The organism is Bradyrhizobium sp. LCT2, from assembly GCF_009931255.1.
GTDB lineage: Bacteria > Pseudomonadota > Alphaproteobacteria > Rhizobiales > Xanthobacteraceae > Bradyrhizobium > Bradyrhizobium diazoefficiens.
In genome coordinates, this window is record NZ_CP034432.1 from 4,196,028 (window position 1) to 4,221,350 (window position 25,323).

27 protein-coding genes and 2 tRNA genes are annotated in these 25,323 nt (G+C 65.2%); 10 read left to right on the top strand and 19 right to left on the bottom strand.

Annotation, left to right across the window (positions count from 1 at the left end; translation table 11 throughout):
• Positions 1-11 precede the first annotated feature (11 nt).
• The 12 genes from EI171_RS20175 to EI171_RS20230 all read right to left on the bottom strand — a co-directional run bounded on the left by EI171_RS20175 (position 12) and on the right by EI171_RS20230 (position 9,217).
• A complete protein-coding gene (locus EI171_RS20175) occupies positions 12-290 on the bottom strand; it encodes a hypothetical protein (RefSeq protein ID WP_161534507.1) in 279 nt (92 codons plus the stop codon).
• Complete coding sequence (locus tag EI171_RS20180; RefSeq protein WP_161534508.1) at positions 287-2,659, bottom strand: hypothetical protein; 2,373 nt, start codon at positions 2,657-2,659, stop codon at positions 287-289. The genes EI171_RS20175 and EI171_RS20180 overlap by 4 nt, the downstream gene beginning before the upstream one ends.
• Positions 2,660-2,860: 201 nt before the next feature.
• Positions 2,861-3,760 carry a hypothetical protein gene (locus tag EI171_RS20185; protein WP_161534509.1) on the bottom strand — a complete coding sequence of 300 codons (900 nt, stop codon included), beginning with the start codon at positions 3,758-3,760 and terminating at the stop codon, positions 2,861-2,863.
• A gap of 10 nt (positions 3,761-3,770) precedes the next feature.
• Positions 3,771-4,193 carry a hypothetical protein gene (locus EI171_RS20190; protein ID WP_161534510.1) on the bottom strand — a complete coding sequence of 141 codons (423 nt, stop codon included), beginning with the start codon at positions 4,191-4,193 and terminating at the stop codon, positions 3,771-3,773.
• Between the two features lie 34 nt (positions 4,194-4,227).
• Positions 4,228-4,551, bottom strand: a complete 324-nt coding sequence (locus EI171_RS20195) for a hypothetical protein (protein WP_161534511.1) — start codon at positions 4,549-4,551, stop codon at positions 4,228-4,230.
• A gap of 254 nt (positions 4,552-4,805) precedes the next feature.
• On the bottom strand, positions 4,806-4,973 hold the full coding sequence (locus tag EI171_RS20200) for a hypothetical protein (protein WP_161534512.1): 168 nt from the start codon (positions 4,971-4,973) through the stop codon (positions 4,806-4,808).
• Positions 4,974-4,983: 10 nt separating this feature from the next.
• The gene (locus EI171_RS20205) at positions 4,984-5,259 is read right to left on the bottom strand and encodes a hypothetical protein (protein WP_161534513.1); all 276 of its coding nucleotides are present in this window, start codon (positions 5,257-5,259) and stop codon (positions 4,984-4,986) included.
• Positions 5,260-5,455: 196 nt separating this feature from the next.
• Positions 5,456-6,643, bottom strand: coding sequence for an AAA family ATPase (locus EI171_RS20210; protein WP_161534514.1), 1,188 nt, complete (start codon positions 6,641-6,643; stop codon positions 5,456-5,458).
• Positions 6,640-6,894, bottom strand: coding sequence for a DUF6074 family protein (locus tag EI171_RS20215; protein ID WP_161534515.1), 255 nt, complete (start codon positions 6,892-6,894; stop codon positions 6,640-6,642). The genes EI171_RS20210 and EI171_RS20215 overlap by 4 nt, the downstream gene beginning before the upstream one ends.
• A gap of 141 nt (positions 6,895-7,035) precedes the next feature.
• A complete protein-coding gene (locus EI171_RS20220) occupies positions 7,036-7,254 on the bottom strand; it encodes a DNA-binding protein (protein WP_161534516.1) in 219 nt (72 codons plus the stop codon).
• Positions 7,255-7,628: 374 nt separating this feature from the next.
• Positions 7,629-8,963, bottom strand: a complete 1,335-nt coding sequence (locus tag EI171_RS20225) for an integrase arm-type DNA-binding domain-containing protein (RefSeq protein WP_161534517.1) — start codon at positions 8,961-8,963, stop codon at positions 7,629-7,631.
• A 179-nt stretch (positions 8,964-9,142) separates the two neighbouring features.
• A tRNA-Thr gene (locus EI171_RS20230) sits at positions 9,143-9,217 on the bottom strand.
• Positions 9,218-10,138: 921 nt separating this feature from the next.
• On the opposite strand from EI171_RS20230, the gene EI171_RS20235 reads away from it, so the two are divergent.
• Both EI171_RS20235 and EI171_RS20240 read left to right on the top strand, forming a co-directional pair.
• Positions 10,139-10,624 carry a hypothetical protein gene (locus tag EI171_RS20235; RefSeq protein WP_011088249.1) on the top strand — a complete coding sequence of 162 codons (486 nt, stop codon included), beginning with the start codon at positions 10,139-10,141 and terminating at the stop codon, positions 10,622-10,624.
• Positions 10,625-10,668: 44 nt separating this feature from the next.
• The gene (locus EI171_RS20240) at positions 10,669-11,148 is read left to right on the top strand and encodes a hypothetical protein (protein ID WP_028175994.1); all 480 of its coding nucleotides are present in this window, start codon (positions 10,669-10,671) and stop codon (positions 11,146-11,148) included.
• Positions 11,149-11,263: 115 nt separating this feature from the next.
• Here the strand turns inward: EI171_RS20240 and rlmB are convergent, their stop codons facing one another.
• On the bottom strand, positions 11,264-12,094 hold the full coding sequence (gene rlmB, locus EI171_RS20245; protein WP_060908009.1) for a 23S rRNA (guanosine(2251)-2'-O)-methyltransferase RlmB: 831 nt from the start codon (positions 12,092-12,094) through the stop codon (positions 11,264-11,266).
• Positions 12,095-12,301: 207 nt separating this feature from the next.
• Here rlmB and EI171_RS20250 point away from each other — a divergent pair.
• Positions 12,302-12,387: transfer RNA gene (locus EI171_RS20250), tRNA-Tyr, on the top strand.
• 121 nt (positions 12,388-12,508) lie between these two features.
• Here the strand turns inward: EI171_RS20250 and EI171_RS20255 are convergent.
• The 3 genes from EI171_RS20255 to EI171_RS45775 all read right to left on the bottom strand — a co-directional run bounded on the left by EI171_RS20255 (position 12,509) and on the right by EI171_RS45775 (position 14,597).
• Positions 12,509-13,540 (bottom strand): LLM class flavin-dependent oxidoreductase, encoded by a 1,032-nt coding sequence (locus tag EI171_RS20255; RefSeq protein ID WP_161534518.1) that lies wholly within the window; start codon positions 13,538-13,540, stop codon positions 12,509-12,511.
• Positions 13,541-13,680: 140 nt separating this feature from the next.
• On the bottom strand, positions 13,681-14,151 hold the full coding sequence (locus EI171_RS45770; protein WP_246740589.1) for a LysR substrate-binding domain-containing protein: 471 nt from the start codon (positions 14,149-14,151) through the stop codon (positions 13,681-13,683).
• Positions 14,148-14,597 (bottom strand): LysR family transcriptional regulator, encoded by a 450-nt coding sequence (locus EI171_RS45775; RefSeq protein WP_246740590.1) that lies wholly within the window; start codon positions 14,595-14,597, stop codon positions 14,148-14,150. The genes EI171_RS45770 and EI171_RS45775 overlap by 4 nt, the downstream gene beginning before the upstream one ends.
• Before the next feature lie 119 nt (positions 14,598-14,716).
• Between EI171_RS45775 and EI171_RS20265 the strand changes: the two genes are divergently transcribed.
• The 3 genes from EI171_RS20265 to EI171_RS20275 are packed head-to-tail and all read left to right on the top strand — an operon-like array spanning position 14,717 to position 17,835.
• Positions 14,717-16,075 (top strand): MFS transporter, encoded by a 1,359-nt coding sequence (locus EI171_RS20265; protein WP_161534519.1) that lies wholly within the window; start codon positions 14,717-14,719, stop codon positions 16,073-16,075.
• Entirely contained in the window at positions 16,072-16,575 is a 504-nt protein-coding gene (locus EI171_RS20270; RefSeq protein WP_161534520.1) for a GAF domain-containing protein, read from the top strand. The genes EI171_RS20265 and EI171_RS20270 overlap by 4 nt, the downstream gene beginning before the upstream one ends.
• A gap of 12 nt (positions 16,576-16,587) precedes the next feature.
• A complete protein-coding gene (locus EI171_RS20275) occupies positions 16,588-17,835 on the top strand; it encodes an amidohydrolase family protein (protein WP_110116418.1) in 1,248 nt (415 codons plus the stop codon).
• Positions 17,836-17,841: 6 nt separating this feature from the next.
• Here the strand turns inward: EI171_RS20275 and EI171_RS20280 are convergent, their stop codons facing one another.
• Entirely contained in the window at positions 17,842-19,899 is a 2,058-nt protein-coding gene (locus EI171_RS20280) for an ATP-dependent helicase (protein WP_161534521.1), read from the bottom strand.
• 128 nt (positions 19,900-20,027) lie between these two features.
• On the opposite strand from EI171_RS20280, the gene EI171_RS20285 reads away from it, so the two are divergent.
• Complete coding sequence (locus EI171_RS20285) at positions 20,028-20,618, top strand: TMEM175 family protein (protein WP_028176002.1); 591 nt, start codon at positions 20,028-20,030, stop codon at positions 20,616-20,618.
• A 15-nt stretch (positions 20,619-20,633) separates the two neighbouring features.
• On the opposite strand, the gene EI171_RS20290 is transcribed toward EI171_RS20285, so the two are convergent.
• Positions 20,634-21,008, bottom strand: coding sequence for a YciI family protein (locus tag EI171_RS20290; protein WP_028176003.1), 375 nt, complete (start codon positions 21,006-21,008; stop codon positions 20,634-20,636).
• 203 nt (positions 21,009-21,211) lie between these two features.
• Between EI171_RS20290 and EI171_RS20295 the strand changes: the two genes are divergently transcribed.
• Both EI171_RS20295 and EI171_RS20300 read left to right on the top strand, forming a co-directional pair.
• Entirely contained in the window at positions 21,212-21,397 is a 186-nt protein-coding gene (locus tag EI171_RS20295) for a hypothetical protein (protein ID WP_027549099.1), read from the top strand.
• Positions 21,398-21,436: 39 nt separating this feature from the next.
• Positions 21,437-21,640 carry a hypothetical protein gene (locus EI171_RS20300; RefSeq protein WP_011088238.1) on the top strand — a complete coding sequence of 68 codons (204 nt, stop codon included), beginning with the start codon at positions 21,437-21,439 and terminating at the stop codon, positions 21,638-21,640.
• 9 nt (positions 21,641-21,649) lie between these two features.
• On the opposite strand, the gene EI171_RS20305 is transcribed toward EI171_RS20300, so the two are convergent.
• A complete protein-coding gene (locus tag EI171_RS20305) occupies positions 21,650-22,363 on the bottom strand; it encodes an ABC transporter substrate-binding protein (protein WP_161534522.1) in 714 nt (237 codons plus the stop codon).
• 334 nt (positions 22,364-22,697) lie between these two features.
• On the opposite strand from EI171_RS20305, the gene EI171_RS20310 reads away from it, so the two are divergent.
• Positions 22,698-25,103, top strand: coding sequence for an ATP-binding protein (locus tag EI171_RS20310; protein ID WP_097532320.1), 2,406 nt, complete (start codon positions 22,698-22,700; stop codon positions 25,101-25,103).
• The last annotated feature ends 220 nt before the right edge of the window (positions 25,104-25,323 follow it).

Genomic DNA, 25,323 nt, shown 5'->3' on the forward strand with positions numbered 1-25,323 from the left:
GGCGCTATCCCTTAGCCTGGTTGTTGCCCTGCTGCGCGTCGGGCAGCGCGCTCGATCCGATCAGCGAGTTTTGCAACGTGCTCTTCGACAAGCAGCGCGTAATAGCTGCCGTGATCTGCACCCTCGGCATGCAAATCACCGCGTATTTCGGCAACCAGCTCAGCGGACAAGTTCGGGCCGATCTTGAGGGATAACGCCGCCAAAACCTGCGTAACGATCGCTTCTAGCGCCACTTGGCGTGCGAAGAGCGCTTCGACTGGGTCGAAAGGATCGCCGACGACTTTGCTCACATTGCTCCCCCGCCACCGGTGCCCGTAGACGGCCGCGGCGCAGGCGCTGCGGCGTCCGGCGACGAATGGCCCAGCGAGCCCGGGCCGCTCGAGTTGATCGTTCCAGACAGCTTGATCACGGCTTCGGCGCGCCGGACGACGTCGAGAAAAGAGGAACTGGCGTTGATGTCGACCTGAAGCTTTCCGTCACCGGTGACCTGACCGGAAACGTCGACGTGCTGCGATCCCTTGTCGCCGCTGACGCCGGTCCCATAGGTCATCGTGTCGGACAGTTCGGGGGCCAGCGTGTTGTCGCCGTACCCGAAGGCCCGGCGATAGACGTCGCGCATCGAACCGCCGCGCTGAAGCCGCAGCCGCTCGCCGCTGGTCAGGCCGGAATACCCTGCGTCCTCTACCGACTTGTGCATGGCCCAGAGGCCGCCGGCGATCCCAGCCGCGCCGGCAGCCCACGGGGCGGCCGCAGCGCCGGCCGTCCAGATGGCGCTTCCAGCGCCCGCAGCGGTCGCCGTGGAGGCCGCGCCCTTGGCAGCTGCGCCGACGCCGGCAGCCGCGGACAACTCCGCAGCGGCCGCGGATAGCGCCGCAGCGGACCCATCCAGCGCGACCGCGGACGTCCCCAGACCAAAGCCGTTCATGAGGCCCGACACAAGGCTGAAGGTGCCCGCAATACCAACGGCGCCGGCACCGGCGACGGCGCCGCCGCCGATCAACTTCGCCGCGTCCGGATGGTCCTTGGAGAACTGCGACAGGCTTTCGGCCCAGCTTCCGATCCAACCCGACATACTCGCCATCACGCCGGCAGCGTCTTCCATCGCGGGCGAAGTCAACGCCCCGGTGAAATTCGTCAGCGACGTCGTCAGCGAGTTGAGCGCGACGAAGGGGTCTTTCTGATTGCCTTCGGCCGCCTTCAGGCCCTGCGCCTGCCCGTACAGGGTCGCATGGTTTTGCAGCGACTGCTTTTGCGTAATCAGCTTGGCGACAAGGTCGGACGACGTCCCCGGGAACATCTTCCGGGCTTCGGCGATCTGTTCGGCTTGATCCGTGACGCCGCGCTTCTCCAATTCCGGGATCAGGTTTTCCCAGACCCATTGATCCGGGTTCGCCATCGCCTTCTTCCAGTCCTTGACGTGCTTCCCGGCCTTCAGGCCCTTCAGTTCGCCTGTCTTGGTCTTTTCGAAGTCTTGTTCGTTCGCGAGGCCGTAGCGGACGAACGCCTTCGCCGCGGCGTGCCGGTTCGCCAGACCGCCCTGAACGGTCTTTTCGAACATGTCGGTCGCGACGCCGGCGCTGGACCCGCCCATTTCCTGCGCGAGCGACAGCGCGGTCGTCGTCAGGTAGCGGTCGGACAGCTGCGCGCCGGACGACCGCATATATTTGGCGTTTTCATAGATGCCTTCCGCGGTCACGGTGTTGCCCATGACCTGCCGGGCACGAATGACGGCGTCCATGTAGTCGCGGAATTTCTCCGGGTTCTGTGCGCGCCCGAGGATTTCCGCGCCTCGAAAGGCGAAGCCGAGGCCGTGCCCAGCCTCGCCGCTGCGGTCCATCGCATTCAACACGCTGTTGGCCGCGATCGCCGTCGGAAGCAGTTCATGTGCTTCTTCCGGGTGCAGGACGATCGATCGCAGTTCCTTGAAGCGCTCCAACGCGTCGGCCGTCTTCACGTTGGTGTATTTCGCAGTCAGGTGCGGCGCTTCGGTCGCCGCCCGGTTGATGTCCGCTTCGGGAATGCCCGCAGCCCGCATCTTGACCATCTCGGACTGGATTTCGGCGCCGGACTTCACCGCGCCCTTCGTGCCGGCAAGGATGCCCGGACCAGCGAACATGAGCGCGTTGCTGGCGCCGCGGCCGACGGCGCCGATCGCGCGGCGAGTAAGACCCGGTTGACGTTCCAGCGCGGCGTTAGTTCGGTCAACAGCAGCGCGTAACGCATTCTGCGCGGCAGCTGCCCGGTTCGCCGGAATTCCAAGCTGTTCGAGGCCGTGCTTCGCCTGAAGGACGGCGACCTTCTGCCGTTCGAAAGCGGCCGCGGCCCGACTGACGGCGCCTTGAGCGCTCTCATAAGCGCGTTGGAGCGACCGCGCATCGCCTTCGCCGTTCTTCATGGCCTTTGCAGCGCCATCAACCGCGATCTGTGCTTCCCTGAAACGGGTTCGCGCAGCGGCGAACCCGTCCTTCGCTGATCCGAAGCGGTCGATCGCCGCCATCTGTTGCTGCGCCCGGGCGAGCGCCTTCGACAAGGCGTCGACTTCCTTCGAAGACCTCGCCGACTTGGCGATGCCTTCGATCTTCTTAGCGATCTTGTCGAAGACAGCGCCGGTTTTGTCTTCGGCGGTGATGCGCGCAACGGCTTCGATGATTTTAGCCATCAGGAATTCCCTTCAAATGAAAAGGGCCGCAGATCCCCTCCGGCATCCGCGGCCCGACGCGCACGGCGACGGAGAGCCGGGCAGCGCGCAACCGAAAAGACGGGGTCGCGGCTTCCCGCGACGAAACCCGCGACCCCAACGACGCCCGCGCTTTTGGCCGAGGACTATCAGCAAACCAAAAGCGAAAGCGCCGAACCCATGTCATGCCGCCGCGTTCCGATTGGCTTCAGCCGCAACGCCATCTGCTGGCGGCCACGTGGCGTCGACCGGGATCAATTCGACCTGCGTCGGCCGCGGCTGCTTCCTCCGCGGCGTGGTCGCGGCGGCGATATCGAGATCGGCGACTGCTTCAGGCGTCATGCGGCTGCCATCGAAGGCGAAGCCCGGACCGTCGAGACGGGGAAGGCGGATCAGCGAGAACAGGTCGCCCGGCCAGTCCGCGAGCGCGCTCGGGTGAAACTCAGTTTCCCGGAAGCGGCGCTTTACGCATTTCCAGCGCATTGTCCCGCCGAAGACATGCACAGAACCATGCACGCCGTCGTTGGACGCGACCGCATCTTGATCGCCAATGATGGCGCCGGTGGTCTCAGCCACCCACAATTCGACGGTGCGCGATCGGATGTCTTTGCGAGGTTCGGCGCCGAAGTCGCGGGCGATGACGTCGGCGGCGGGGATCGGCGCTTCACCGTCGGGCAGGGCTTCGTTCAGCCGCTTGGCATCAAGGGCCTGTTGGGCGGCTTCCTTCGCCAGTTGCAACAGTTCGGCGGCGATCCGCTGCCCGTCCGTCCTGATGCGCGCCGCCAAATCGTTGGCGGTTTTTCGGGCGGTCGCGATTTCTCGGCGCGCAGCGGCGGCAGCTTCGGCCTTGGTCGCTTCGGCCGCGGTGTTTTCCGTGACCGTCGCGAGCCTTTCGAGCCTATCGACTTCGCTCGCCGCGGCGGCGCGCTTTGTCGACCACGCCGCAAATCGAATGCTGTCTGCCAGCGCTTCGGCTTCTTCCGCATCGATCGCGGCCAGCTGGTCGCGGGCGGCCTGAAGGTCCGTCCGCACGGCGGCGATACGCTTGTCGGCCTCGGTCGGCTTTCTGAAAGGATTTCGCATCAGTGCCCCCTTAGCCGACCTGCATGCCGCGCGACTTCAGGGATGCATCCAACGAAGCGGTAACGTCCGGCGGCTTCGGCGCGTCGGACTTCTGCATCGGCAGGCCGCGGGCCGACAGCGCCCGATCCCACAATGCCGACGCATCAGTCGCGACCGCAGGGTCCGCCGGCTTATCGGCAGAAGCGGCAGCCAGGGCGGCTTTGGCGTCTGCGACCGATTGATCGGTTGTCGTGGCGATGGACAGCGCCAGACCCGCGCGGCCCGCGGCTTCCGGCAGCGTCAAGATTGCAGCGACGCGGCGGCGATCCGCCGCGACCGCCGCCGCGACCGCAATCTGAAGTCCTGATCGCGTGAAGACCCTCGTTTCATCATTCATGGAAGTTCCCTCTCGATTTGCGCTGCGATCGTCGCCGGTTCGGCCGCCGTCGATCAACGTCGAAGACGTCTCATCATGTCTCAGGTCCGGGCTATTTCGTCTCTCGACGTCTCAGGCCGTTCGATCTGGCGTACCGTTCGAAGCGCGGCCGCGAAATCAGGAAGCGGGCGCCGACACGAAGCGCGAAGCCGGTCGGCTCGCTGATCGGATGCAGTGTGCAGAGCCGATGCAGATGCGATCGCGATATCTCGAATTCGCTCACGATGCGACCGGGACGCGCCCAGTCATCAAGTTCGACGTCGGATCGCGCATCAGGCGCGCGCGCAGGGAGCGCGCGCAGCCGATCCAAGGCGGCGTTGGCCGTTGCGATGACAGCTTCCAGATCGCGCGCGATGGCTGCGACGTCGTCACTCACCGGGCAAACTCCCGGGCAAGGCGTGACGCTGCAACCCGTAAGGAAACCGGGAAAACGGCCGCCGGGAATATACTCGAAGATCGGGGCGCTTCGTGCCGCACCCCAAAGCGGCCCGTCCTACGGTCCCTAAACGTTTTTTTATGGGGCCCGCGCCGAAGGGGAGGGCCGCCGCTGTGCGTTGGCTGCCAGTTGCCCGCGTCGGAGTGCCGCCGACAAGCGCGCGCATCAGCGGCCTTGCTAGCGGCCCTGCCGCGCTACTTGCCTTCATGCTGTTGATCCTGATCGGCAGCATCGTCGTTCGTCTTGTCGGTCGTCTGCGGCGGCGCCGGTCTCAGCGGCGACTGTCCCCGCCGTGTCGGTGCGATCGGCTTGATCGGCTGAAGATGCTCGCCGGTCGCCCGGTCGTCGTGATCGATCGTCATCGTTTTCCTTTCACTCAGTCTGGACGTCTTCGGGAATGTCGTCGTCCAGTTCGGTTTGATACCAGCCGTCTTCATCGGCCGGTCGCGCCGGGAGGCGCGCCGGCGATACAGGTTCACTGCGGGAGCTTGCCCGGGAGGGATCAGTTGCGATCAAGCGCCAGACGTCGCGCTCGACGTCGTCGCGGATCAGGACGATCAACGCATTGCCCAATCGGCCAGTGAAGAAGGTGTCGCCGGCTGGGTTTCGGCGCTGTCGCAAGCTGGACAGTTCTATGCCGTCGATCATGATCGAACCCCGCCTCTGGCGATGTCCATCTTCGGTCCGCGTAGTTGCCTATCGCCGGCGCGCCCGAAGGCGCGTCCGGCGCTTCGGACATTACCGATCACGCCCAGGCGTCTAAGCCCAACAGCACTTTCATTGGGCATCGCGGGGCCCAATGGTCCCAATAGCCCCAATGAGGCCCAATAGAACCCCAACGGCATCATCGTTGGGCCCAATGACTGTCCCCCAACAAATCCTCTCTCTTAAGAGAGGATTGGGCCGTTGGGGTTGGGGACGGCTCTGGCTGGGTCCAGACCTCCTTGGAGGTGAAATCCAAGCGGGACTGCTTCTTCAGTTCCACTAAACAACGCCGGAGCATTTCGGCACCGGAAGATGGATTTAGGGGTGTAACGATCTCTTGCTGCCGGGCCACATCCAACAGGGTAGCCCTGTCGATCCGACCATCGGCAGCTATCGTATTGAACAGTGCAAACACCCTTTCGGCTCGTTGCAAGTCCGCCCTGGAGGCGGTGGCTTGCGCGCCTTTGGGCGCGCCGCCGGCATCACGATCGCCTTCATCGTAGATCGGTTCGATGAAGACCGAGAACTCCGCATCCACTTCTTCGGTCGCCGGCGTGACCTCGACTGTGGGCATACGAAACCGAAATGTTTGACCGTCGGGAGCATCGTTTGCCAGAGTGACTTCCGCCACCCGAACTTCATCCGCCTCCTTCTGAATGGAGATGACGACGTCGGCGCTGGCGGTGATCGTGGTGCTGCCGCGCGCCTTTCCACGGCCTTCAGTATTATGATGCAGAACCACGACGGCAACACGGGCTTCTTCCGCTATGCGGGTCATTTCGTTCATCATCGTGCCCATCGGACCGGCGGCATTTTCATCGATCCCGCCGGCGCAACGGTTCAGTGTATCGACTACGACTAAGCTGCCGTTTTGGACCTTGGATGAGATTTCGCGCATCGTTGCGATCACGGCGCTCGCATCCTTTGCGGTGGTTAGATTGATCGGCGTGGTCGATACGGCGATCGGGGGCCGAATATTGCCGTGCAGCTTCTGCGAGGCTCGAAAGCGTTTCTTCGTAATGCGACCTTTTTCAAGGGCGAGGTACAACACTGCGCCTTGGCGGACCTTCCGTCGGAAGAAATCGGTGCCGGTTGCTATGCACAAGCTGAGGTGAGTGGCGAACTGGGTTTTTCCGATCTTCGTGTCGGCATGGATCACGACGACCTCTCCGATACCGAACAGCCCGGGAACTACCCACTCCTTGCGTTGAACGATCGAGGGGTCACCTAAGAACTCGTAATCGACAGTTGATGCCCTCTTTGATCGGCCGTCACTAGATTGCACGACGGCGTCCGATACTTCTTTGATCTGAGCGCGTGGTGTCATTTCGACCCGTCAAGTTGGATGCGGAAATCCGGACCGTGCAACTCGCGTCCGATGGCGCTGGCGAAGTCCATAAACATGTCGTCAGCGTCACAACAGGCGATGCCGAACTTCTCGATGTCTTCGCAAACTCGTTCGAGGACCTTAGCCAGATAGTCGCTAGCTTCATCAGGCGGCAGGCCGCGCATCGCGCGTGCGTGACGCTCAACGAGATGACGTTGCCGGCTGTAGGGGAACGGAATAATCGTTGTCACTTCTGACCTCGCAGACTGATGCGTGGGAAGGGCGGCGCGCTGCAAGGGATCACAGCGCGCCGCCGGTGCGCTGCCCGGGTACATCCGCCGGGTTCAGCGCACGCACCGGCGGTCGTGCCCCGCCGGTGAAAGGGGAGGGGATCAGGCAGCGGCCTGATCGCCGCGAAGAAACTTGTAGAGGTCTTCGACAGGAACCGTTGTGCGGCTTCCATTCTTCCGGAGGCGGATGACGCCTTCCTTCGCGAGTTCATAAAAGCGGGTGTTGCCGATGCCCGCGATTTCGCGAAACCGCCCGGCATCCACGTTCGGCGGCAGTTTGTAGATTTCGATCATGTCGGTAAGGGTCAGATCGCCGGGCATTTGGAAGCGCGCTCCTAGGTTTTCGTTCGTCCGTGCCCGCAGTAGTTCGTCGCTCTCTCGCCTTCGTCAACGGGGGGACAGAGGGACAAACTCGCGCTTTCCCAATTGAAGTTTTTATCGGTGTTAACGGCGCGATCTGTAATGCACTCGACTTGCGAGCGAATTTTCAGCGCTCGGAAATGCTGACCTGCCTTAAAAAAAATTCGCGTGTCCCGGCATGTCCCTCTGTTTGTCCCCCTGTTTGTCCCTGATTTTTCCGGGCGCTTTCCCGGATTTTGAACTCACTCGACAGAACACGATGGCGAACAAGATCGGTCGCGGCGGCTCTGGCCGCGCGCGACTGAGGTATCCAGCATCTTCGTAAAGACAGGAAACTAGGAGGCAGACGCGGCCCTAGAGCGCCGGGCTTTGGCAATCGATACGACGCTGCCGGACTTGCGCAGGTCGTCCAGATAATCGGCCCACCATTGAGCGAGGCGGGTTCGGTCCGCATCGTACGTTGCACGGTTGTAAATGCTGCGAATTTGGTTGCCGTCGCTGTGGGCCAGTGCTGCTTCGATGATGTCGGCGTCGAAGAGGCGGGAGGAATTCGACAGGGTCGAGAACGACGACCGGAAACCATGTGGAACGTGTGTGTCGCTTGCATAGCCAAGCCTGCGCAGAGCGGAGCCAAGCGCGCCTTCAGACATTGGCCGCAACGCTGGACGCTTCGACGGCTTGCCATCCTTGCCGACCACGCGGCGCGGCTGCGCGTTGGGGAAGACGTAGTCGGCACCGGCCTCGGCGTGGATGGATGACCATCCGGTCAGCTCGCGCAGCTCTGCGAGGACGGCGATTGCCTGCCGAGAGAGCGGCACCTTGTGTTCGCGTCGCATCTTCATCACGTCCGGTGGGAGCGTGATGGCAGGCATGGTGACGTCGCTGGCCACCCAGCTCCATCGCAACTGCCGCAGTTCACCGGGGCGCAGCGCGGTTAGGGCGAGAAGTTGCAGGGCAAGCCTCGTTTCCTTGGTGCCGTCGTAGCCGTCGATCGCGCGGAGTAGGGCCCCGAATGCCTTTGGGTCGACGATGGCGGCGTAGCTTCTGGTTGGGGGCGGTGTTAGGTGGCCGGACTTTGCGAAAGCCGCGGCGGGGTCGAATTCCCGCAGGCCTTCCGCGACCGCATACGAGAAGACGCGGCTAAGGGTCGCCCGGCATCGCTTCGTCGTTTCGTACCGGTTCTTCCCATGCCGGCCGGCAGCCTCCACTTTGCGAAGCGCCGCCAGCACGTCTGACGGCGTGATGGCGCCAATCTGAAGCTGACCGATCTGTGGCCGGACTAGGTCGATTATCCAAGTCAGCTTGTCTAGGGTGGTCGCACTCTTTGAGGTCTCGCGCTGCTTGGCCAGCCACGCATCAGCCACCGCGTCGAACGTCGTCAGATGCGCCGCAGACGCCGCGATCTTGTCGGCCTTCCGTTTATCCGACGGGTCTACGCCCTTCGCCAGAAGCGCCTTGTTCGCATCCCGCGCGATCCGGGCGTCGGCGAGGGTGATCGCGGGATAGGCGCCCAGCGCGATCAGCTTTTGTTTGCCGCCGAACCGATACGCCTGCCGCCAAAGCCGCGACCCGCTCGTTTCGACAAGCATATATAGGCCGCCGCCATCGCTTATTTTATACGGCTTCTCCGCTTTCTTGGCTGCGCGACAGGCTGCATCGGTCAAAGGCATGGATCGTCCCCCCGCTAGGGCTTCGTACCAACAGCCGATCCGATCCCTACCAACGTCCATACCAACAGAATTTGCGGAAGCTGACGGAGGGAAACGAACGCAGGCGTAGCAGAAACCCCTATGTTTCAGCGACTTCTCTCGCCGAAGCGGAGACTAGCGAACGATCGGGAATAGTCAAATGGTGCCGGCTGAGGGGATTGAACCCCCGACCTTCGGTTTACAAAACCGCTGCTCTACCGCTGAGCTAAGCCGGCGACGCGGGGCAGGGCTCGGCATGTGCCGGAGCTGTCCGCCCGCTCGGGCGTCGCAATATCAGACTTGGTCGGAAAGTGCCAGAACCTGGCAGTGGCGTTTCGCCGGCAAGAAACAGGCGGCCCGTCGGGCCGCCTGCAAGCTTTCAGCCTGATGGCCGGGGCCTTACTGGCAGAGGTGCCGCCGTCCGTCTTCGCCCTTGAACCATGTGCCGGGTCTGCACACGATGCCGTTGCGGGCTGCGTAGGCGTCCCAGTTGCCGTACCAGGCGGGGCCGCCGCTGTCATAGCGCGCGTAGGAATTGCCCCAGCCCTGGAACGGTGCAGCCGCAATCGTTGCGGCGGTGCCGACCGCCCACCAGCCACCGCGCCCGCGGTGTCGAGCGGCCAGAAGCCCGATTGTGTTCCATCATTCGGATTCACTTGGCCGCGGGCCATGTGCCGGCGGCGATAGGCGCGGTCGGCGGTCGCATTGCCGGGACCGAGATTCTGGCAATTGGGATCCTGGAAGAGCCCCGTGCAGCGGCCCGAATTGTCGACTGTCGCTTGCGCGAAAGCCGGTGTTGCCAGCGTGGACGCGACGATCGCGGCCAAGCCAAGAAGCTTCAGGCTCGTCATGGCATTTTCTCCATGTTGTTGAGACCTGTGCTAAGTGCGGCATCTGGTAGTCGTTCCGCGGATTCTCGCACGCGGGGTCACATCGACGTGAGCCCGCCCAGGATGTGCAGTTTGTGCCACGCAACCTTGCGCGCTCCGGCACGTGCGGCGAGCTTGCGCCGCGTTAACGCTTCGCTAGCGCAGCTTGCGGCATTTGAGCGGCCCGCGCCCCTTGCGCGTTAGGCTTACCGGCATTTGGTGAGCCGGCCTTAACCCTCTGTGTGCCGCGATCGGTTAGGTTGTGTTCCAGACAACCGGGATCCCACCATGCGCGCTCTGGCGCTCGCAGCCTTTCTGATCGGACTGCCCGCGACGGCGTTTGCCGGCGGCGGCTTCGATATCGTCGTGCCCGGCCGCCCCGGCGTGCCGATCATCATCAATGGCATCGACGCGTCCTATAGCGTCGTCGAAGGTGTCTGGGGCCTCGGCAAGAACGTCCAGGTGCAGCCGACGATCTATGGCGGACGCTATATCGCCGAGCGGCAGCCCGACGACGTCGGCCATTATTATCCGACACTGGGCCTGCGGCCCGGCTACGGCCGGCTCGAGGTCGAGCCGCCCGCGAACCGCAGATTGCCGAAGCCGGCCGAGAGCTACCACCAGAGCTGGGGCGCGCAATCGGCGCCGCTGCCGCCGCAGATGGACGTGCCCGCCGATCCGCCGCCGGTGATCCTGGCGCCGGAGATCAATGTGAATCCGCAGCATCGTCGGCCCCGGCCGCGTGCCGAGGTGCCCGGCAAGCCGCCGGGTTAAGAAACGTCAAAAATCCGAGATACGGAAATCAACAGGAGAGAGTAATGCGTCAGATGATTTCGGGACTGGTCGCGGCGGCTGCCGTGATGTTCGTCGGGGCCGCGCCGGCCGCGGCTTGCGGCTTCAATCCGTGCCAGCCGGTTGCGCCCGTCTATTCCGGCTGCAACACCGGTTGCGGTGGTTACGGCTATGGCTATGGCGCCTATGAGCGTCTCGCCGAGCCGACCACGCAGTATTACTACGTCAACCAGGGCCCGACCTACACCGGCCCGGGCGCCTTCGCGCCGTATCCGACCTATCGTGAGGACGCGGTCGTCGCCCCCGCCAACTATGGTTATGGCTATCGCGCCGCCGCCTATCCCTATCACCGCCCGTACTACCGTCCGTATCGCTACGGCTATGGCCCGCGCTACGGCTATCTGCCGCGCGTGCATTACGGCTACGGCCCGCGCTATGGTTACGCCCATCGCCACGCGCCCGCGCCGTACTATGGCGGCCACCGCGTGCTGCGCCGCTACTACTGATCACTCGATCGGTTGAGTTTTTCGAAGCGCCCGTCCGCGTCATGCGGACGGGCGTTTCTTGTTTGTGTCTCTTCGCTTGCGGGGCGAGGGAGCGTAGTTGCGTCCGCGGCCGCAGCTACCGCTTCATCAGCCCGAGCCGGCTCGCGCCGACATAGAGCGAGAGCGCGGCTGCGTTGGAGACGTTGAGGCTCTTGATCTCGCCGGGCATGTCGAGCCGCGCCACGACGCTGCAGGTCTCGCGCGTCAATTGCCGCAGGCCTTTTCCTTCCGCGCCGAGCACGAGCGCCAGCGGTTCGCGCAGTGCGACGTTTGAGAGGTCCTCGCTGCCTTCGCTGTCGAGCCCGACGGTCTGGAAGCCGCGCTCGTTCAGCGCGGTCAGCGCGCGGGCGAGGTTTTGCACCGTCACGACGGGCACCAGCTCGAGCGCGCCGGAGGCGGCTTTCGCGAGCACGCCGGTCGCTTCCGGGCTGTGGCGCGCGGTGGTGACGATCGCCTTCACCGCGAAGGCCGCGGCGGAGCGTAGGATGGCGCCGACATTGTGCGGATCGGTGATCTGGTCGAGCACCAGCACCATGCCCTCCGGCGTCAAGGTCTCGATGTCGGGTGAGAGCAGGGGATCGGCCTCGGCGAGCAGGCCCTGATGCACGGCGTCGGGCGACAGCAGGCGGTCGATCTCCTGGGGCCGGACGATCTCGGGCGTGACGCGGGTCTCGATATTCTCTTCGGCGAGGCGCCTTGCGGCGTTCTCGGTCAGCGTCAGCTTGCGGATCCGCCGCGCCGGGTTTTGCAGCGCCATGGTGACGCTGTGCCAGCCATAGAGGATGACCGGCCCGTCGGATGCCGAATCACGGTCGCGCCAGGCCGGCCGGCCGGCCGATTTCCCGGGCCTGTTGAAGGGCTTAGCCCCGCCGCGGGAGCCCTTGGAGGTGAATTTTCGATCCTTCATGGGCTCGCTTGTGTCACGGGTCCCGGAATATGGCAATTTGAGCGCCTCCGAGGGCGATTTTAGCTGTTCGCCTCGGTTGACTTTGCCCCACCGCTTCGCCCATAAACGCGCCCGGTCGCGCCCCCATCCGGGCTGTCGCGGCCTTCACGTTCCATGGCCGTCTTCGGTCCGCCGGCAAGGTCCGGCCCGATTGTGCTGCCGTCGAGCGGGGGAGTGTCCCGAGTGGCAAAGGGAGCTGACTGTAAATCAGCCGCCTCATGGCTTCGCAGGTTCGAGTCCTGCCTCCCCCACCAGCCTTCGCTCGCTTCGCGAGCTACGGCTGGGCAAGCCAGCCCAAATCATCGTCACGCGAAGCTAGCGAAGGCTGTCACGCCGTAGCCCGGAGGGCGTAGGCGGACTGCCTCGGAGCGTAAGTCACCCCATCATCTCCCGCACCATCGGCACCACCTTGCGCCCATAAAGCTCGATACTCTTCATCAGCTTCTCGTGCGGCAGGGGGCCGGCCGAATATTTCAACTGAAACCGTGAAATCCCGAGCGCCTTCGCGGTCGCCGCGATCTTGCGCGCCACGGTTTCCGGCGAGCCGACATAGAGCGAGCCGTGCTCGGCTTCGCTCACGTATTCGTCGCGGCCCATCGGCGGCCAGCCGCGTTCCTTGCCGATGCGATCGCGCATGGCCTTGTAGTCGGGCCAGAGCTCCTCGCGCGCCTCTCCATCCGTTTCCGCGACATAGCCGGGCGAGTGCACGCCGATCGGCTGGGCCGGGCGGCCGAATTCCTTGAAGGCGCGGTGATAGAGATCGACGTAAGGCGCAAAGCGCGCGGGATCGCCGCCGATGATCGCCAGCATCAAAGGCAGGTCGTAATGCGCCGCGCGGACCACGGATTGCGGGCTGCCGCCGACACCGATCCAGGTTTTGAGCTGGCCGTTCTCGACAGGGGGATAGACCAGCTGATCCTTCAGTGGCGGGCGCAGCTTGCCTTGCCATGTCACCGGCTTCTGCGACAGCAGCGCCGCGAACAGATCGAGCTTCTCCTCGAACAGCGCTTCGTAAGAACGCAGGTCGAAGCCGAACAGCGGAAAGGATTCCGTGAACGAGCCGCGGCCGAGGATCACCTCGGCGCGCCCGTTGGAGAGCGCATCGAGCGTGGCAAAGCGCTGGAAGACGCGGATCGGATCGTCCGAGCTCAGCACCGTCACGGCAGAGCCGAGATGGATGCGCCTGGTGCGCGATGCGATCGCGGCGAGCACCGTCTCGGGCGAGGAGATCGCGAAATCGGCGCGGTGATGTTCGCCGAGCCCGATGAAGTCGAGGCCGAGCTCGTCGGCCAGCACCGCCTCATCGACGACGTTGCGGATCACCCGCGCATGGGAAAGCGTGGCGCCGTCGGCGTCCCTGGTGACGTCGCCAAAGGTATCCAGTCCGAATTGAAGCGGTGCAGTCATCGATCAGATCTCTATCGGGCGCGAGCGGCGCCCGTCATGTGGGAGGAAACACTTAGCTGCGCAGCTAGGGCGCGGAGGCCGCTTCGGCAATGCCGCTCCGGGAAAGGCACGGTTTCCGGTTTTGCATCACGCCGGCGGGTTCAATCGGATCTGGCGAACATCTCGACCAGGGTCTCGCGCAGCCAGCGCTGCGCCGGCACGGTGTCGTTGCGCTGGTGCCAGAACAGGCTGACGATGCGCGGCGGCGCCTGAAGCGGAAGCGGCATGGCGTGCAGCAACGGCGCATGCCTAGATTGCGAACGCAGGTCGCTCGGCAGCACGGCGATCAGGTCGGACTGGCGCACGACCTCGTAGGCGGCGCTGTAGTGATTGACGGTCGCGACCAGGTTGCGTGACAGCCCGCGCGAAGCGAGGAAGAGGTCGTAGGACGGCATGGTCTTGCCCGCGAGGCTCACATCGACGTGGCCCGCGTTGAGGAAAGTTCGCGTGCTGAGCCGCTTCATGCCCGCGAGCGGATGGCCGCGCCGCATGAAGCAGGCATAGTCGACGGTCCACAGCGAGCGCGAGCGAATGGCGGCCGGTTGTTGCGCCTCGTTGACATAGACGCTCATGACGCAGTCGACCCTGTTGTCCTCGAGCTGGTCGGCGATCTCCAGGATGGTGTTGGGGACGTATGGACCCGCGCCTTGGGCGCGACCTTGCCGAGATGGCCGAGGAGGTCCGGCATCACGAGCGAGGAGACGTAGTCCGACATCGACAGGCTGAACTCGGTCTGCGCGCGGGCGGGATCGAACACCTGCTCGTCGAGCGCGCCACGCACGCTTTCCAGCGCTTCGCCGATCGGCTCCCACAGCACCACGGCGCGCTGGGTGGGACGGATGCCGGTGCCGGACCTCACGAACAGGGGATCGCCGAGCGCGTCGCGCAGCCGCGCCAGCGCGTTGCTGACCGCGGGCTGGGTCATCGTCAGCGCGCTCGCCGCGCGCGTGACGCTGCCCTCGGTCATCAGCGCCTCGAAGACTTTCAGGAGGTTGAGGTCGAGTGCACGGAACGACACGAACATTCACCACAGTGATATATTAGATCATGATTATAAATTATGACGATAATATCTCCTTGTCTATGGTTCCCTGAGGGACACGCGGTGCGCCGGGCCGCCAGACTGAGGGGACTTTCATGTCGATGATATCGGCGCGCATCGAGCGCCTTCCGTTCGCTCGCTTCCACAAGCATCTGCTGCTGATGGGCGGGCTCGGCTATATGTTCGACGCGATGGATGCGGCGGTGCTGGCCTTCATCCTGCCGGTGCTGCGCACCGCGTGGAATCTGTCGAGCGTGCAGATCGGCGTGCTCGGCAGCAGCACCTATATCGGTTTCCTGTTCGGCGCGTTGCTGGCGGGCACGCTGGGTGACCTGATCGGCCGCCGCGCCGTGATGATGTCCGCGCTTGCGCTGTATTGCGCGGCGTCCATCGTGAGTGCGATGGTCGATACATGGCCGTCCTTCTTTGCCGCCCGCGTCGTTGCAGGCATGGGCACCGGCGCGGAGAGCGCGATCATCGCGCCCTATCTCGCGGAGTTCGTCGCGCGGCGCTACCGCGGCAGCTTCACCGGCGCACTGGCCGGCTTCTTCTCCTTCGGCTTCGTTGCGGCGGCGCTGCTCGGCTACTTCATCGTGCCCGCCTATGAGAACGGCTGGCGCATCGTGCTGGTCATCACCGCGGTGCCGGTCGTCATGCTGTTGTGGTGGCGCAGGGCCTTGCCGGAATCGCCGCGCTGGCTCGAAAGCCGCGGCAGGGAGAAGGAAGCCGAAGCCTTGCTGGACACGATCGAGGCGGGCTTTGCGCGCCAGGGCCATGTCCTGCCGCAGCCGGTCGTCGAAGCCGTCGCACCGCAGGGCACGACCGGAACGCTGCTCGCCAATTTCGCCGCGCTCCTCGCAGGCCGGCAGGCGCGCATCACCATCATGACCTGGATCATGTGGCTGGCGATCACCTTCAGCTATTATTCGTTCTTCGTCTGGATCCCCGGCCTGCTGGTCCAGAACGGCATGAGCATCACCAAGAGCTTCGCCTATTCGATCGCGATCTATTGCGCGCAAATTCCCGGCTATTTCAGCGCCGCGTATTTCAACGAGCGTATCGGCCGGCAGGCGACGATTGCGACCTACATGGTGCTCGGCGGCGCCAGCGCGCTCGGGCTCGCCTTCGCGCAGAGCGACCAGCAGATCATGGCGGCGGGAATCTTCCTGTCCCTGTTCATGAACGGCACCTATGCGGGCGTCTATGCCTATACGGCCGAGGTGTTTCCGACGCCGGTCAGGACCACCGGTGCCGGGCTTGCCTCCGCGATCGGCCGCATCGGCGCGATCGTCTCGCCGATCCTGGTCGGCTATCTCTATCCCAATTTCGGCTTCGCCGGCGTGTTCGGCGTCACCACCACCGTGCTGCTGCTCGGGGCGGTGACCGTCGTGCTGATGGGCGTGCCGACGCGCGGCCGTTCGCTGGAAGAGATCGCGGCGGGTGAAGTTGCATGACGCGGACCAAACGCCAGGCCGATCCGCTGCTCTGTGCCGTCGCGGCGGCGCAGGGCACGGTGGATCAGCCGGATGCGCTGTTCGCGGCGCTGGACGAAGCCGTGAAGTCGGCGATCGGGCACAAGCTGTTCACGATCCTGACCTATGACGGCGACAGCGGTGAAGCGGCGCGAATCTATTCCAATCTCCCCGGCCCATATCCGACCGGCGGACGCAAGCGCCTCGCGCCGGGCCCGTGGACCGAGGCCGTGCTCGATCGGGGCGAGGCCTATATCGGCCGCACCCAGGCCGATCTGCGCATGGTGTTCTCCGACCACGAGCTGATCGCCTCGCTCGGCTGCGAGAGCGTGCTCAACATGCCTGTGCGCTGGCGCGGGCGTACGCTCGGCTCGCTCAATCTGCTTCACGAGGCGGACTGGTACGGCGAGGACGACGTCGCCGCGTGCCTTCCCTTTGCCCAGCTCACATTGCCGGCGTTGCTTGCGCCGGCCCACTTCTGACAGGACGCCGCGATGCCCAGCATCCTCTTCAAGAACGCCGCTCTGCTCGATCCGCTCCAGGCGGACCTGATGGACGGACATCACGTGCTGGTCGAAGACAATTTGATCAAGGAGGTCTCGGACCGGCCGCTGCAGGTCACCGCCGACCGCACCATCGATCTGAAGGGCAAGACGCTGATGCCCGGCCTGATCGACCTGCATGTGCACGCGGTGGCGGTCGAGCTCAATCTGGCGCAGCAGGTGCACATGCCGAACGTGCTGGTGACGCTGCGCTCGACCCTGCTGCTGCGCGGCATGCTGCGGCGTGGCTTCACCACCGTCCGCGACGCCGGCGGCGCCGGCCATGCGCTGAAGCAGGCGATCGAGACCGGCCTCACTGACGGCCCGCGGCTGTTCGTCTCCGGCCGCGCGCTCAGCCAGACCGGCGGCCACGGCGACATGCGGGCGCGCTCGGATTATCTGGCGAGCGACGCACCATGTCCGTGCTGCGTGCGGGTTGGCGCGCTGGCGCGCGTCGCCGACGGCGTCGACGGCGTGCGCAGGGCCGCGCGCGAGGAGCTCCAGATGGGCGCCGACCAGATCAAGATCATGGCGTCCGGCGGCGTTGCCTCGCCGACCGACCCGGTCGGTGCCTTCGGCTACTCCGAGGACGAGATCCGCGCCATCGTCGAGGAAGCGCGCGGGCGCCAGACTTATGTGCTCGCCCATGCCTACACCGCCGCCGCCATCGCGCGCGCGGTTCGCTGCGGCGTGCGCACCATCGAGCACGGCAATCTCGTGGATGAGCCGACCGCGCGCCTGATGGCCGAGAAGGGGGCCTATGTGGTTCCGACGCTCGTCACCTATGAGGCGCTGGCCAACGAGGGCGCGCAGTATGGCCTGCCGCCGGAGAGCGTCGCCAAGATCGCCGATGTCCGCGACGCCGGCCTGCGTTCGCTCGCGATCTATCGCGATGCCGGCGTGAAGATGGGGTTCGGCAGCGATTTGCTCGGGCCGTCCCAGCGCCTCCAGAGCGATGAATTCCGCATCCGCGCCGAGATTCTCGGCCCGCGCGCCGTCATCGCCAGCGCCACGGTGATTGGTGCCGAGGTGCTCGGCATGGAGGGCAAGCTCGGCCGGATCGCACCCGAGGCTCTCGCAGACCTGCTGGTGGTCGACGGCAATCCGCTGCGCGATGTCGCCTGCCTGCTCGGCCAGGGTGAGCACATTCCGCTGGTGCTGAAGGCCGGCAAGGTCCAGTTCGACAGGCTGAACGCGTAGTCGGCCTTACCGCCACATCCCGCGCATGCGCGCGCCGATGTCGATCTTCGGCCCTTGCGCCGCGTTACGGGCTCCGCCGGCGGCGGCTTTGGGCCAGGCGGTGCGCTCGAACAGATAGACCAGCTGCTCCGGGATGAAGCGGGTGCGCGAGGCGTAGACGTGGCGGTCGCCCTTGGCGGCCTGGCCGTGGGTGAAGAAGCGCTGCGGCACGATGAGATGGAGATCGTCTTTGGCGCGCGTCATCGCGACATAGAGCAGGCGGCGTTCCTCCTCGAGCTCGGCGCTGGTGCCGGCACCGAGATCGGAGGGCATGCAGCCGTCGACGACGTTGAGCACGAATACCGACTTCCATTCCTGGCCCTTGGCGGAATGGATGGTGGAGAGGATCAGATAGTCCTCGTCGCGGAGCGGTGGCCCGGATTTGTCGCTGGTCGCGTCCGGCGGATCGAGCGTGAGCTCGGTCAAAAACTTCTCGCGCGAGGCGTAGCCGCTCGCGATCTGCTCGAGCTGCATCAGATCGGCGCGACGCGTCTCGGACTCCTCGTGGATGCGGTCGAGATGCGGCTCGTACCAGAGCCGCACGCGCTCGAGATCCGCCGGCCATTCCGAATAGCGCAGATTCTGGGTCGTGCGGACGAAGTCGGTCCAGTCCGCGCCGGTGCGCGGCGGCACCGGGAGCTGGCCGAGTGCATCAAGCGGATCGGCGCTCTCCGCCATCTGGTCGAGCACGCGCTGCGCGGTCGCGGGGCCGATGCCGGGCAACAGATGCAGGATGCGGAAGCCCGCAACGCGGTCGCGCGGGTTTTCGGCGAAGCGCAGCATCGCCAGCACATCCTTGACGTGCGCGGCGTCGAGAAACTTCAGCCCGCCGATCTTCACGAACGGGATGTTGCGGCGGGTCAGCTCGATTTCCAGCGGTCCCGAATGCGAGGACGTCCGGAACAGCACCGCCTGGTGCTTCAAGAGCGCGCCTTGCTCGCGGTTGGCCAGCACCTCTTCGACGATGTAGCGCGCCTGGTCAGCCTCGTCGTGCACGGTGACGAGTTGCGGCTTTCGCGCGGAGGTGCGGTCGGTCCAGAGGTTCTTGGTAAATCGCTCGCGCGCGAGCCCAATGACACCGTTGGCCGCCGCCAGTACGGCTTGCGTCGAGCGGTAGTTGCGGTCGAGCGTGATCATCTCGGCGCGGGGCGAGAAGCTTTGCGGAAACTCCAGGATGTTGCGCACGGTGGCGGCGCGGAACGAGTAGATCGACTGCGCGTCGTCGCCGACCACGGTGAGGCCGCGTCCGTCGGGCTTCAGCGCCAGCAGGATCGAGGATTGCAGGCGGTTGGTGTCCTGATATTCGTCGACCAGCACGTGATCGAAGCGGCTGCCGATCTCTTCGGCGATCAGCGCGTCGCTCATCATCTGCGACCAGTAGAGCAGGAGGTCGTCGTAATCGAGCACGTGCTGGGCCTGCTTGGCCTCGACGTAAGCCGCGAACAGGCCCTTCAGCTCGGCGGCCCAGCCCACGCACCAGGGATAGTGCTGTCCCAGCACCTTCTCGATCTCCATCTCGGCGTTGACGCAGCGGGAGTAGATCGACAGGCACGTGCCCTTGGCTGGAAAGCGGCTCTCGGTCTTGGACAGGCCGCGCTCGTGCCGAACCAAATTCATCAGGTCGGCGGAATCCTCGCGGTCGTGGATGGTGAAGGCGGGATCGACGCCGATCCGCTCGGCATATTCGCGCAAGAGGCGCGCGCCGATGCCATGGAACGTGCCGGCCCAGGTCAGCGCATCTCGCATGATCGCGGCGTTGTTCTCCCCGAGCACCTTTCGGGCGATCCGCTCGACGCGGCCGGCCATCTCGGCCGCGGCGCGGCGCGAGAACGTCATCAACAGGATGCGGCGCGGATCGGCACCCGCAACGATCAGATGGGCGACGCGATGGGCCAGCGTGTTGGTCTTGCCCGAGCCGGCACCGGCGATGACGAGCAGGGGCGCGCCCACGGTCGCGCCATCGGCCACGCCATGCTCGACGGCGCGGCGCTGCTCCGCATTGAGCGTGTCCAGATATGTTGCCACGAATCGCCCCGGTGAAACCGTGAGATTCGGCGATCTCCTCGCGAATCGCAATGCGGCTGGACGGAACCTTATTTAACACCTAGGGAAAAGACGGCCCAAGGTTCCAGCCCGAGAAGAGCGCGCCCGGCATGACCGAGCTCAAGCCCGACCAGTTCGAGATGCGGCGGCTGGAGTCGCTCAGCAACACCATCTTTGGTGTCGCCATGACGCTCCTGGCCTACGATCTGCCCAAGGCCGCCGTCTTCACCGGCGCACCCGGCTGGAGCGATCTCGCCCATGTCTATTCCGGCAAGCTTGCCGGCTTTGCGCTCAGCTTCATCATCGCCGGGGTGTTCTGGATCAGCCATCACCGGCGGCTGGCGCGCCAGCCGGTGGGCAGCCGCGGCGCGGTGATCCTCAACCTGTTCTTCCTGCTCTCGATCGTGCTGCTGCCGGTGACCAACGGCCTCTATACCAACTACGCCATGAGCAGCGCCGTTGCCGTGCTCTACGGCTTGCACCTAACCGCGATCGCCGGCCTCAATGCCTGGCTGTGGTGGACGATCCTGGGCGGCTGGCGCCATGAGATCATGGCATCGCTGTTTCCGCTGCTCGTGTTCATCCCGGGCACGATCGTGGCGGCGTTTGCGCCGCACGTCGCACCCTTCGTGTGGTTCATCGCCTTCGGCGGCCTGCTGATCCAGCGCTTCTACAGTGCGCAAACCGAACCGGATGCGTAAGGTGGTCGCTTCCCCTTATGTCGCGCCGAACCCGTCGGCCGGCACATAAAGCTTGACCGGGCGGATTTCGTAGACGGCACTCGGATTGACCTGACGCAGCTTCCGTGCCGCCGCGATCGCCTCGTCATCCGTGTCGTATTCCACGAGGTGGAAGCCCAGAAGCTGCTCCTTGGTCTCGGCAAACGGGCCGTCCATCACCACGCCCGCGCCGGGGCCGCGCAAGGTGCGGGCCTTTCGGGTCTCGTCCAGACGGGCGGCCGGCCCAAGGTGTCCGCTTGCCCTGAGCGGCGCCTGAACCTCGATGACCTTGGCCACGACCGCGGCGTCCTCCTCCGGAGTCCAGGACAAGATCTCGTCTTCCACGTGATAGGCCAGGATGGCGTAGAGCATCGTCACCTCGTTTTCTTTTGCTGCGCGCGTCCCAAGGACGTATCACGGCGGCCGGCGCCGACAATCCCCGAGCGCAAAATATTGCGTCGTGCAGGCCTCGACGAAACCGTCCTGAAACCCGATTACCGCCTTGCGGTGTGAACGCTGCCCAAAGCCGAGGCGACTGATGGCCACAAGAACACGGAAGGCCATCGGAGGCGGCAATGTCGGGTCACACTATCAAGATCATCTGCGACGCACGGCGGGCGGCACAATCGGAGCCTGCCGATTTGCACGACCAGAGCGGTCATCACCGCTATTACGGCAGCTCGGCCGAGAACGGCGGCGAACGCATCGTGGAGAGCCGCCGCGGCAAACGCCCGCGCGCGGTCAATGTCTGTGGCTTCTGAAGCCTTTTCTGAAGCTTTGGGCGAGACCGGTCTCCGCTGATGGGTGTCCTGCAAATATCGGTTGCCGCGCTGCCGTTCCTGGTCTCGCTGGCGAGCCGGAGCAGCAAGGCGATCGCGCCATGCCTGCTCGCGAGCATCTTCACAGTGCTGCTCGGCGAGGAGCCTCACCGGGCGGTCTTGGCCTGGTGTGTTGGCGTGCTGATCGCCGCTGTGGCGTTACGCGAACGGCTTCGCGCGACCTGAGCGGCGCTGTTACGGCGCGCTCAGGACCTGCTTGACGAGGACCTCACGCAGCGCCGCCAGCTCGCCGCTCGCCTCCATCTGCGCGATCACCTTGCCGACCTTCGGCACCAGATCGCGATGACGTTCGTGCAGGTAGTGGTAGATGTGGATGCGCTCGAGCGGCGGGGAGAGCGGGTAGATCCTGGCCTGGAGGTTGAGCTTCCTCACCGCGACGAGTCCACTGAAGAGGTCGGTGACCATCACGTCGAAACGGTCGGCATCAAGCATCTGGATCATGTTCTCGAGGCTGGTGGTCGCCGTGACACGGGCCATGTCGCGGGTGCCGGCCTCCGATGAGCCGACGCCGCGGACGATGCCGATGTTGTAGTCCCTGATCGAATTCCAGCCGGCGACGTCGAAACGCAGTTTCGTCGTGAACACCGCGGGCTCGATGTAGTTGATCGCCGGCGTGACCTGGATCAGCGTCGGGTAGTCGCGCGAGAGCGTTCCGATCCGCTGGATTTCGCCGTCGACCTCGCCGGCGCTCGACAGCGCGAGTGCCCGCTTGCCGGGGACGTCCTCGAATTCGAGCTTGATGCTGAGCTTGGCGTAGACGGCCCGCAGCATTTCGCCGCCGACATATTGATCGGGGATGTCCGCGATGCGCGCCAGCCGGATCAGCTCCTGCGCCTGCGTTGGACCGGCTGCGAGCAACGACAGGCAGGCGATGGCCATCCGCCACATCACGCGTCTCCTTGGTCGTGCCTTGCTACCACTGGATTCGGAGGCCCGCGCGATCTACCGGGAGTGGCGCGCGCCTGCGCGCCAGCCGCAACGGCCATCACTCGCCGCCATGCCGGCGACTCCGGACTTTAACCGATGTTATTCTAGCACGCGAAGTGATAGTTTGCGCCGGAATCCTGCTGCTGGGCGCAAGATATGACCCCGCCGACCTCAAGCCGCCCATGGGCCGACAGGAATCGCCACGCGCATCGCGTGGAGGGGAAGTCTCAACGATCGAATTGCTCGCGACCGCTGCCGGCCGGAGCAGGATGCCGCCATTCCGGGGACGTGGTGCATGGGCAACGCAGGCGACGAGGATTCCAAGCGCGGCCGCGCCGTTGCCCCGGCGGCCGCGAAGCAGGATTTGAGCGGGATCGGCGCCGCGTTTGCGCCGGCGATGATCGGTGCGTTGCTGTCGCGGATTTTCAACTGGTCGCGCAGCGGCGTCGGGCCGCGCCTCCTGGCCGCCGTGCTGCTGTTCTCCTCAATCGTCACGCTGATGCTGACCGCGCTTCAGCTCTATCTCGACTATGACCGCGAGGTCGGCGTCATCGAGACGCGGCTCGACGAGATCGGCCGGAGCACCACCGGCAGCCTCGGCGAAAGCCTGTGGAATCTCGACCAGAACCAGCTCAAGCTCCAGCTCGACGGCATCCTGCGGCTGCCCGACATCCGCGCCGCCGAGGTGCGCGAGATCGCTGATCGCCCCAATCCGGTCCGTGTCGCGGTCGGCGAGCCGAACACCCGTTCGATCGTCACGCGCGATTACCCGCTGAACTACTCCGTGCAGGGCGCCGCGCGCCCGATCGGCGTGCTCCATGTCGAGGCGACGCTGAGCGAGGTCTATCAGCAATTGCTGCACCGTGCCCTGATCATCCTGGCAAGCCAGGCGGCGAAGACGTTCCTCGTCTCGCTGTTCATCATCTACATGTTCCATCTCCTGGTGACGCGGCACCTTGTTGCCATCGCCGACTTCGTCAGCAAGTACAGCCTGGTGCGGCCGCCGCCGCCTTTGCACCTGGAGCGCCGGCCGCCCTACGATGCGGACGAACTGGACAAGGTGATCGACGCCTTCAACGCCATGTGCGCCAATCTCGAGCGGGCCTATGGCGAGCTGCGTGAGGCCAATACGAATCTCGAGCGCGACCTGAAAATCCGCCAGCGCGCCGAAGGCGACGCGCGCGCGAGCGAGCAGCGCTTCCGTGACTATGCCGAGACCGCGTCCGACTGGTTCTGGGAGACCGGGCCGGATCATCGGTTCACCTACATATCCGACCGCGCAGGGGCCTTCGGCATGGACCATAAGGCGCTGATCGGCAAGCGCCGCACCGATGCCGCCTTCGACCACGACGCCGAGCCGGAGAAATGGCGCGCGCACATGGCGGTGCTGGATCGCCACGAGCCGTTCCGGAAGTTCGAGTATCGCGGCCGCGATATGACCGGACGCGTGCGCCATTTCAGCGTCAACGGCCAGCCGGTATTCGCGGCCGACGGACGCTTCATGGGTTATCGCGGCTCCGCCACCGACCTCACTGAGCAGCACGAGACCGAGGAACGGCTTCGCCAATCCCAGAAGATGGACGCGATCGGCCAGCTCACCGGCGGCGTCGCGCACGACTTCAACAACGTGCTCACCGTCATCACCGGCACCATCGAGATCATCCAGGAAGGGCTTGCGGACAGGCCCCAGTTCGCCGCGATCGCGCAGCTCATCGACGATGCGGCCGCGCGTGGCGCCGAGATTACCTCGCAGCTGCTGACCTTCGCGCGCCGCCAGCCGCTGGAGCCGCGCGAGATCGACGTCAACGCTCTCGTGGTCGAGACGGCGAAGCTGCTGAAGCCGATCCTGGGCGAGCATATCGAGATCGTGACCCGGCTCGCGGACGACGCCTGGTCCGCGATGGCGGATCCGTCGCAGCTCTCGTCCGCGATCGTCAATCTCGCCGTCAACGCGCGTGACGCGATGCCGGACGGCGGCAGGCTCACGCTCGAGACCGCGAACCGGGAGCTTGACGGCGTGCGCAGCGACGGCGACATCATGCGCGGCGCCTTCGTGATGATTGCGGTGACCGATACCGGCCACGGCATCCCGGCCGACATCCGCGAGCGCGTGTTCGAGCCGTTCTTCACCACCAAGGGGGTCGGCCGCGGCACTGGGCTCGGGCTGAGCATGGTCTACGGCTTTGCCCGCCAGACCGGCGGCACCGTCGCGATCGAGAGCGAGGAGGGACAAGGCACGGTGATGCGGTTGTTCCTGCCACGATCGGAGGGCGAGGCGGCAACCAGGACGGGACCGGCTCAGGCGGCCGCCGCGGCGCGCGGGCACGAGACGATACTCGTGGTCGAGGACGATCCGCTGGTGCAGGGCTATGTCATCGCCCAGCTCGGGAGCCTCGGCTATCGCACGCTCGTGGCCGGCGACGGCGCAGCCGCCCTCGCGCTGGTCGACCAGGGCGCCAGTTTCGACCTGCTGTTCACGGACATCATCATGCCCGGCGGCATGAACGGGCGGGAACTGGCCGAAGCCGTCCGGCTCCGGCGGCCGGGGGCGAGGGTGCTCTACACCTCCGGCTATACCGACAACACCATCGTCCACGAAGGACATCTCGATCCCGGCGTGGCGCTGCTTCAGAAGCCATACCGGAAGTCGGAGCTGTCGCAGAAGATTCGCGAGGTGCTTGCGGGCGAGCCGGCCGCCTGAGCGGCGCCCGCCCACGAAAAAGGCGCGGCGGGGAGGCCCCGTCGCGCCCGATTTCGTGCTCGCTGGTCCAGGGCTGAGAGCGCCCCGATGCCAAGCCTTGTTCAGAGCTTAGCGGGCGATCCCAGCGAGGTGACAGCGCTTGAGATAAGACACTGGATCACCTCCTTTCGTTGGTTTCGGGAGACTCAATATAGGGCGAAACACCCTCGTCGTTAATAGG

What these genes read in the sequence shown, in the direction of transcription:
- EI171_RS20310 (WP_097532320.1), top strand. Translation starts at nt 22,698, where the DNA reads ATGGGCAACGCAGGCGACGAGGATTCCAAGCGCGGCCGCGCCGTTGCC.
- EI171_RS20265 (WP_161534519.1), top strand. Translation starts at nt 14,717, where the DNA reads ATGTCGATGATATCGGCGCGCATCGAGCGCCTTCCGTTCGCTCGCTTC.
- rlmB (WP_060908009.1), bottom strand. Translation starts at nt 12,094, where the DNA reads ATGAAGGATCGAAAATTCACCTCCAAGGGCTCCCGCGGCGGGGCTAAG.
- EI171_RS20290 (WP_028176003.1), bottom strand. Translation starts at nt 21,008, where the DNA reads ATGCTCTACGCCATCCTGGCCTATCACGTGGAAGACGAGATCTTGTCC.
- EI171_RS20220 (WP_161534516.1), bottom strand. Translation starts at nt 7,254, where the DNA reads ATGCCCGGCGATCTGACCCTTACCGACATGATCGAAATCTACAAACTG.
- EI171_RS20300 (WP_011088238.1), top strand. Translation starts at nt 21,437, where the DNA reads ATGGGTGTCCTGCAAATATCGGTTGCCGCGCTGCCGTTCCTGGTCTCG.
- EI171_RS20255 (WP_161534518.1), bottom strand. Translation starts at nt 13,540, where the DNA reads ATGACTGCACCGCTTCAATTCGGACTGGATACCTTTGGCGACGTCACC.
- EI171_RS20275 (WP_110116418.1), top strand. Translation starts at nt 16,588, where the DNA reads ATGCCCAGCATCCTCTTCAAGAACGCCGCTCTGCTCGATCCGCTCCAG.
- EI171_RS20235 (WP_011088249.1), top strand. Translation starts at nt 10,139, where the DNA reads ATGCGCGCTCTGGCGCTCGCAGCCTTTCTGATCGGACTGCCCGCGACG.
- EI171_RS20200 (WP_161534512.1), bottom strand. Translation starts at nt 4,973, where the DNA reads ATGACGATCGATCACGACGACCGGGCGACCGGCGAGCATCTTCAGCCG.
- EI171_RS20240 (WP_028175994.1), top strand. Translation starts at nt 10,669, where the DNA reads ATGCGTCAGATGATTTCGGGACTGGTCGCGGCGGCTGCCGTGATGTTC.
- EI171_RS45770 (WP_246740589.1), bottom strand. Translation starts at nt 14,151, where the DNA reads ATGAGCGTCTATGTCAACGAGGCGCAACAACCGGCCGCCATTCGCTCG.
- EI171_RS20185 (WP_161534509.1), bottom strand. Translation starts at nt 3,760, where the DNA reads ATGCGAAATCCTTTCAGAAAGCCGACCGAGGCCGACAAGCGTATCGCC.
- EI171_RS20305 (WP_161534522.1), bottom strand. Translation starts at nt 22,363, where the DNA reads ATGTGGCGGATGGCCATCGCCTGCCTGTCGTTGCTCGCAGCCGGTCCA.
- EI171_RS20285 (WP_028176002.1), top strand. Translation starts at nt 20,028, where the DNA reads ATGACCGAGCTCAAGCCCGACCAGTTCGAGATGCGGCGGCTGGAGTCG.
- EI171_RS20295 (WP_027549099.1), top strand. Translation starts at nt 21,212, where the DNA reads ATGTCGGGTCACACTATCAAGATCATCTGCGACGCACGGCGGGCGGCA.
- EI171_RS20210 (WP_161534514.1), bottom strand. Translation starts at nt 6,643, where the DNA reads ATGACACCACGCGCTCAGATCAAAGAAGTATCGGACGCCGTCGTGCAA.
- EI171_RS20225 (WP_161534517.1), bottom strand. Translation starts at nt 8,963, where the DNA reads ATGCCTTTGACCGATGCAGCCTGTCGCGCAGCCAAGAAAGCGGAGAAG.
- EI171_RS20180 (WP_161534508.1), bottom strand. Translation starts at nt 2,659, where the DNA reads ATGGCTAAAATCATCGAAGCCGTTGCGCGCATCACCGCCGAAGACAAA.
- EI171_RS20270 (WP_161534520.1), top strand. Translation starts at nt 16,072, where the DNA reads ATGACGCGGACCAAACGCCAGGCCGATCCGCTGCTCTGTGCCGTCGCG.
- EI171_RS20205 (WP_161534513.1), bottom strand. Translation starts at nt 5,259, where the DNA reads ATGATCGACGGCATAGAACTGTCCAGCTTGCGACAGCGCCGAAACCCA.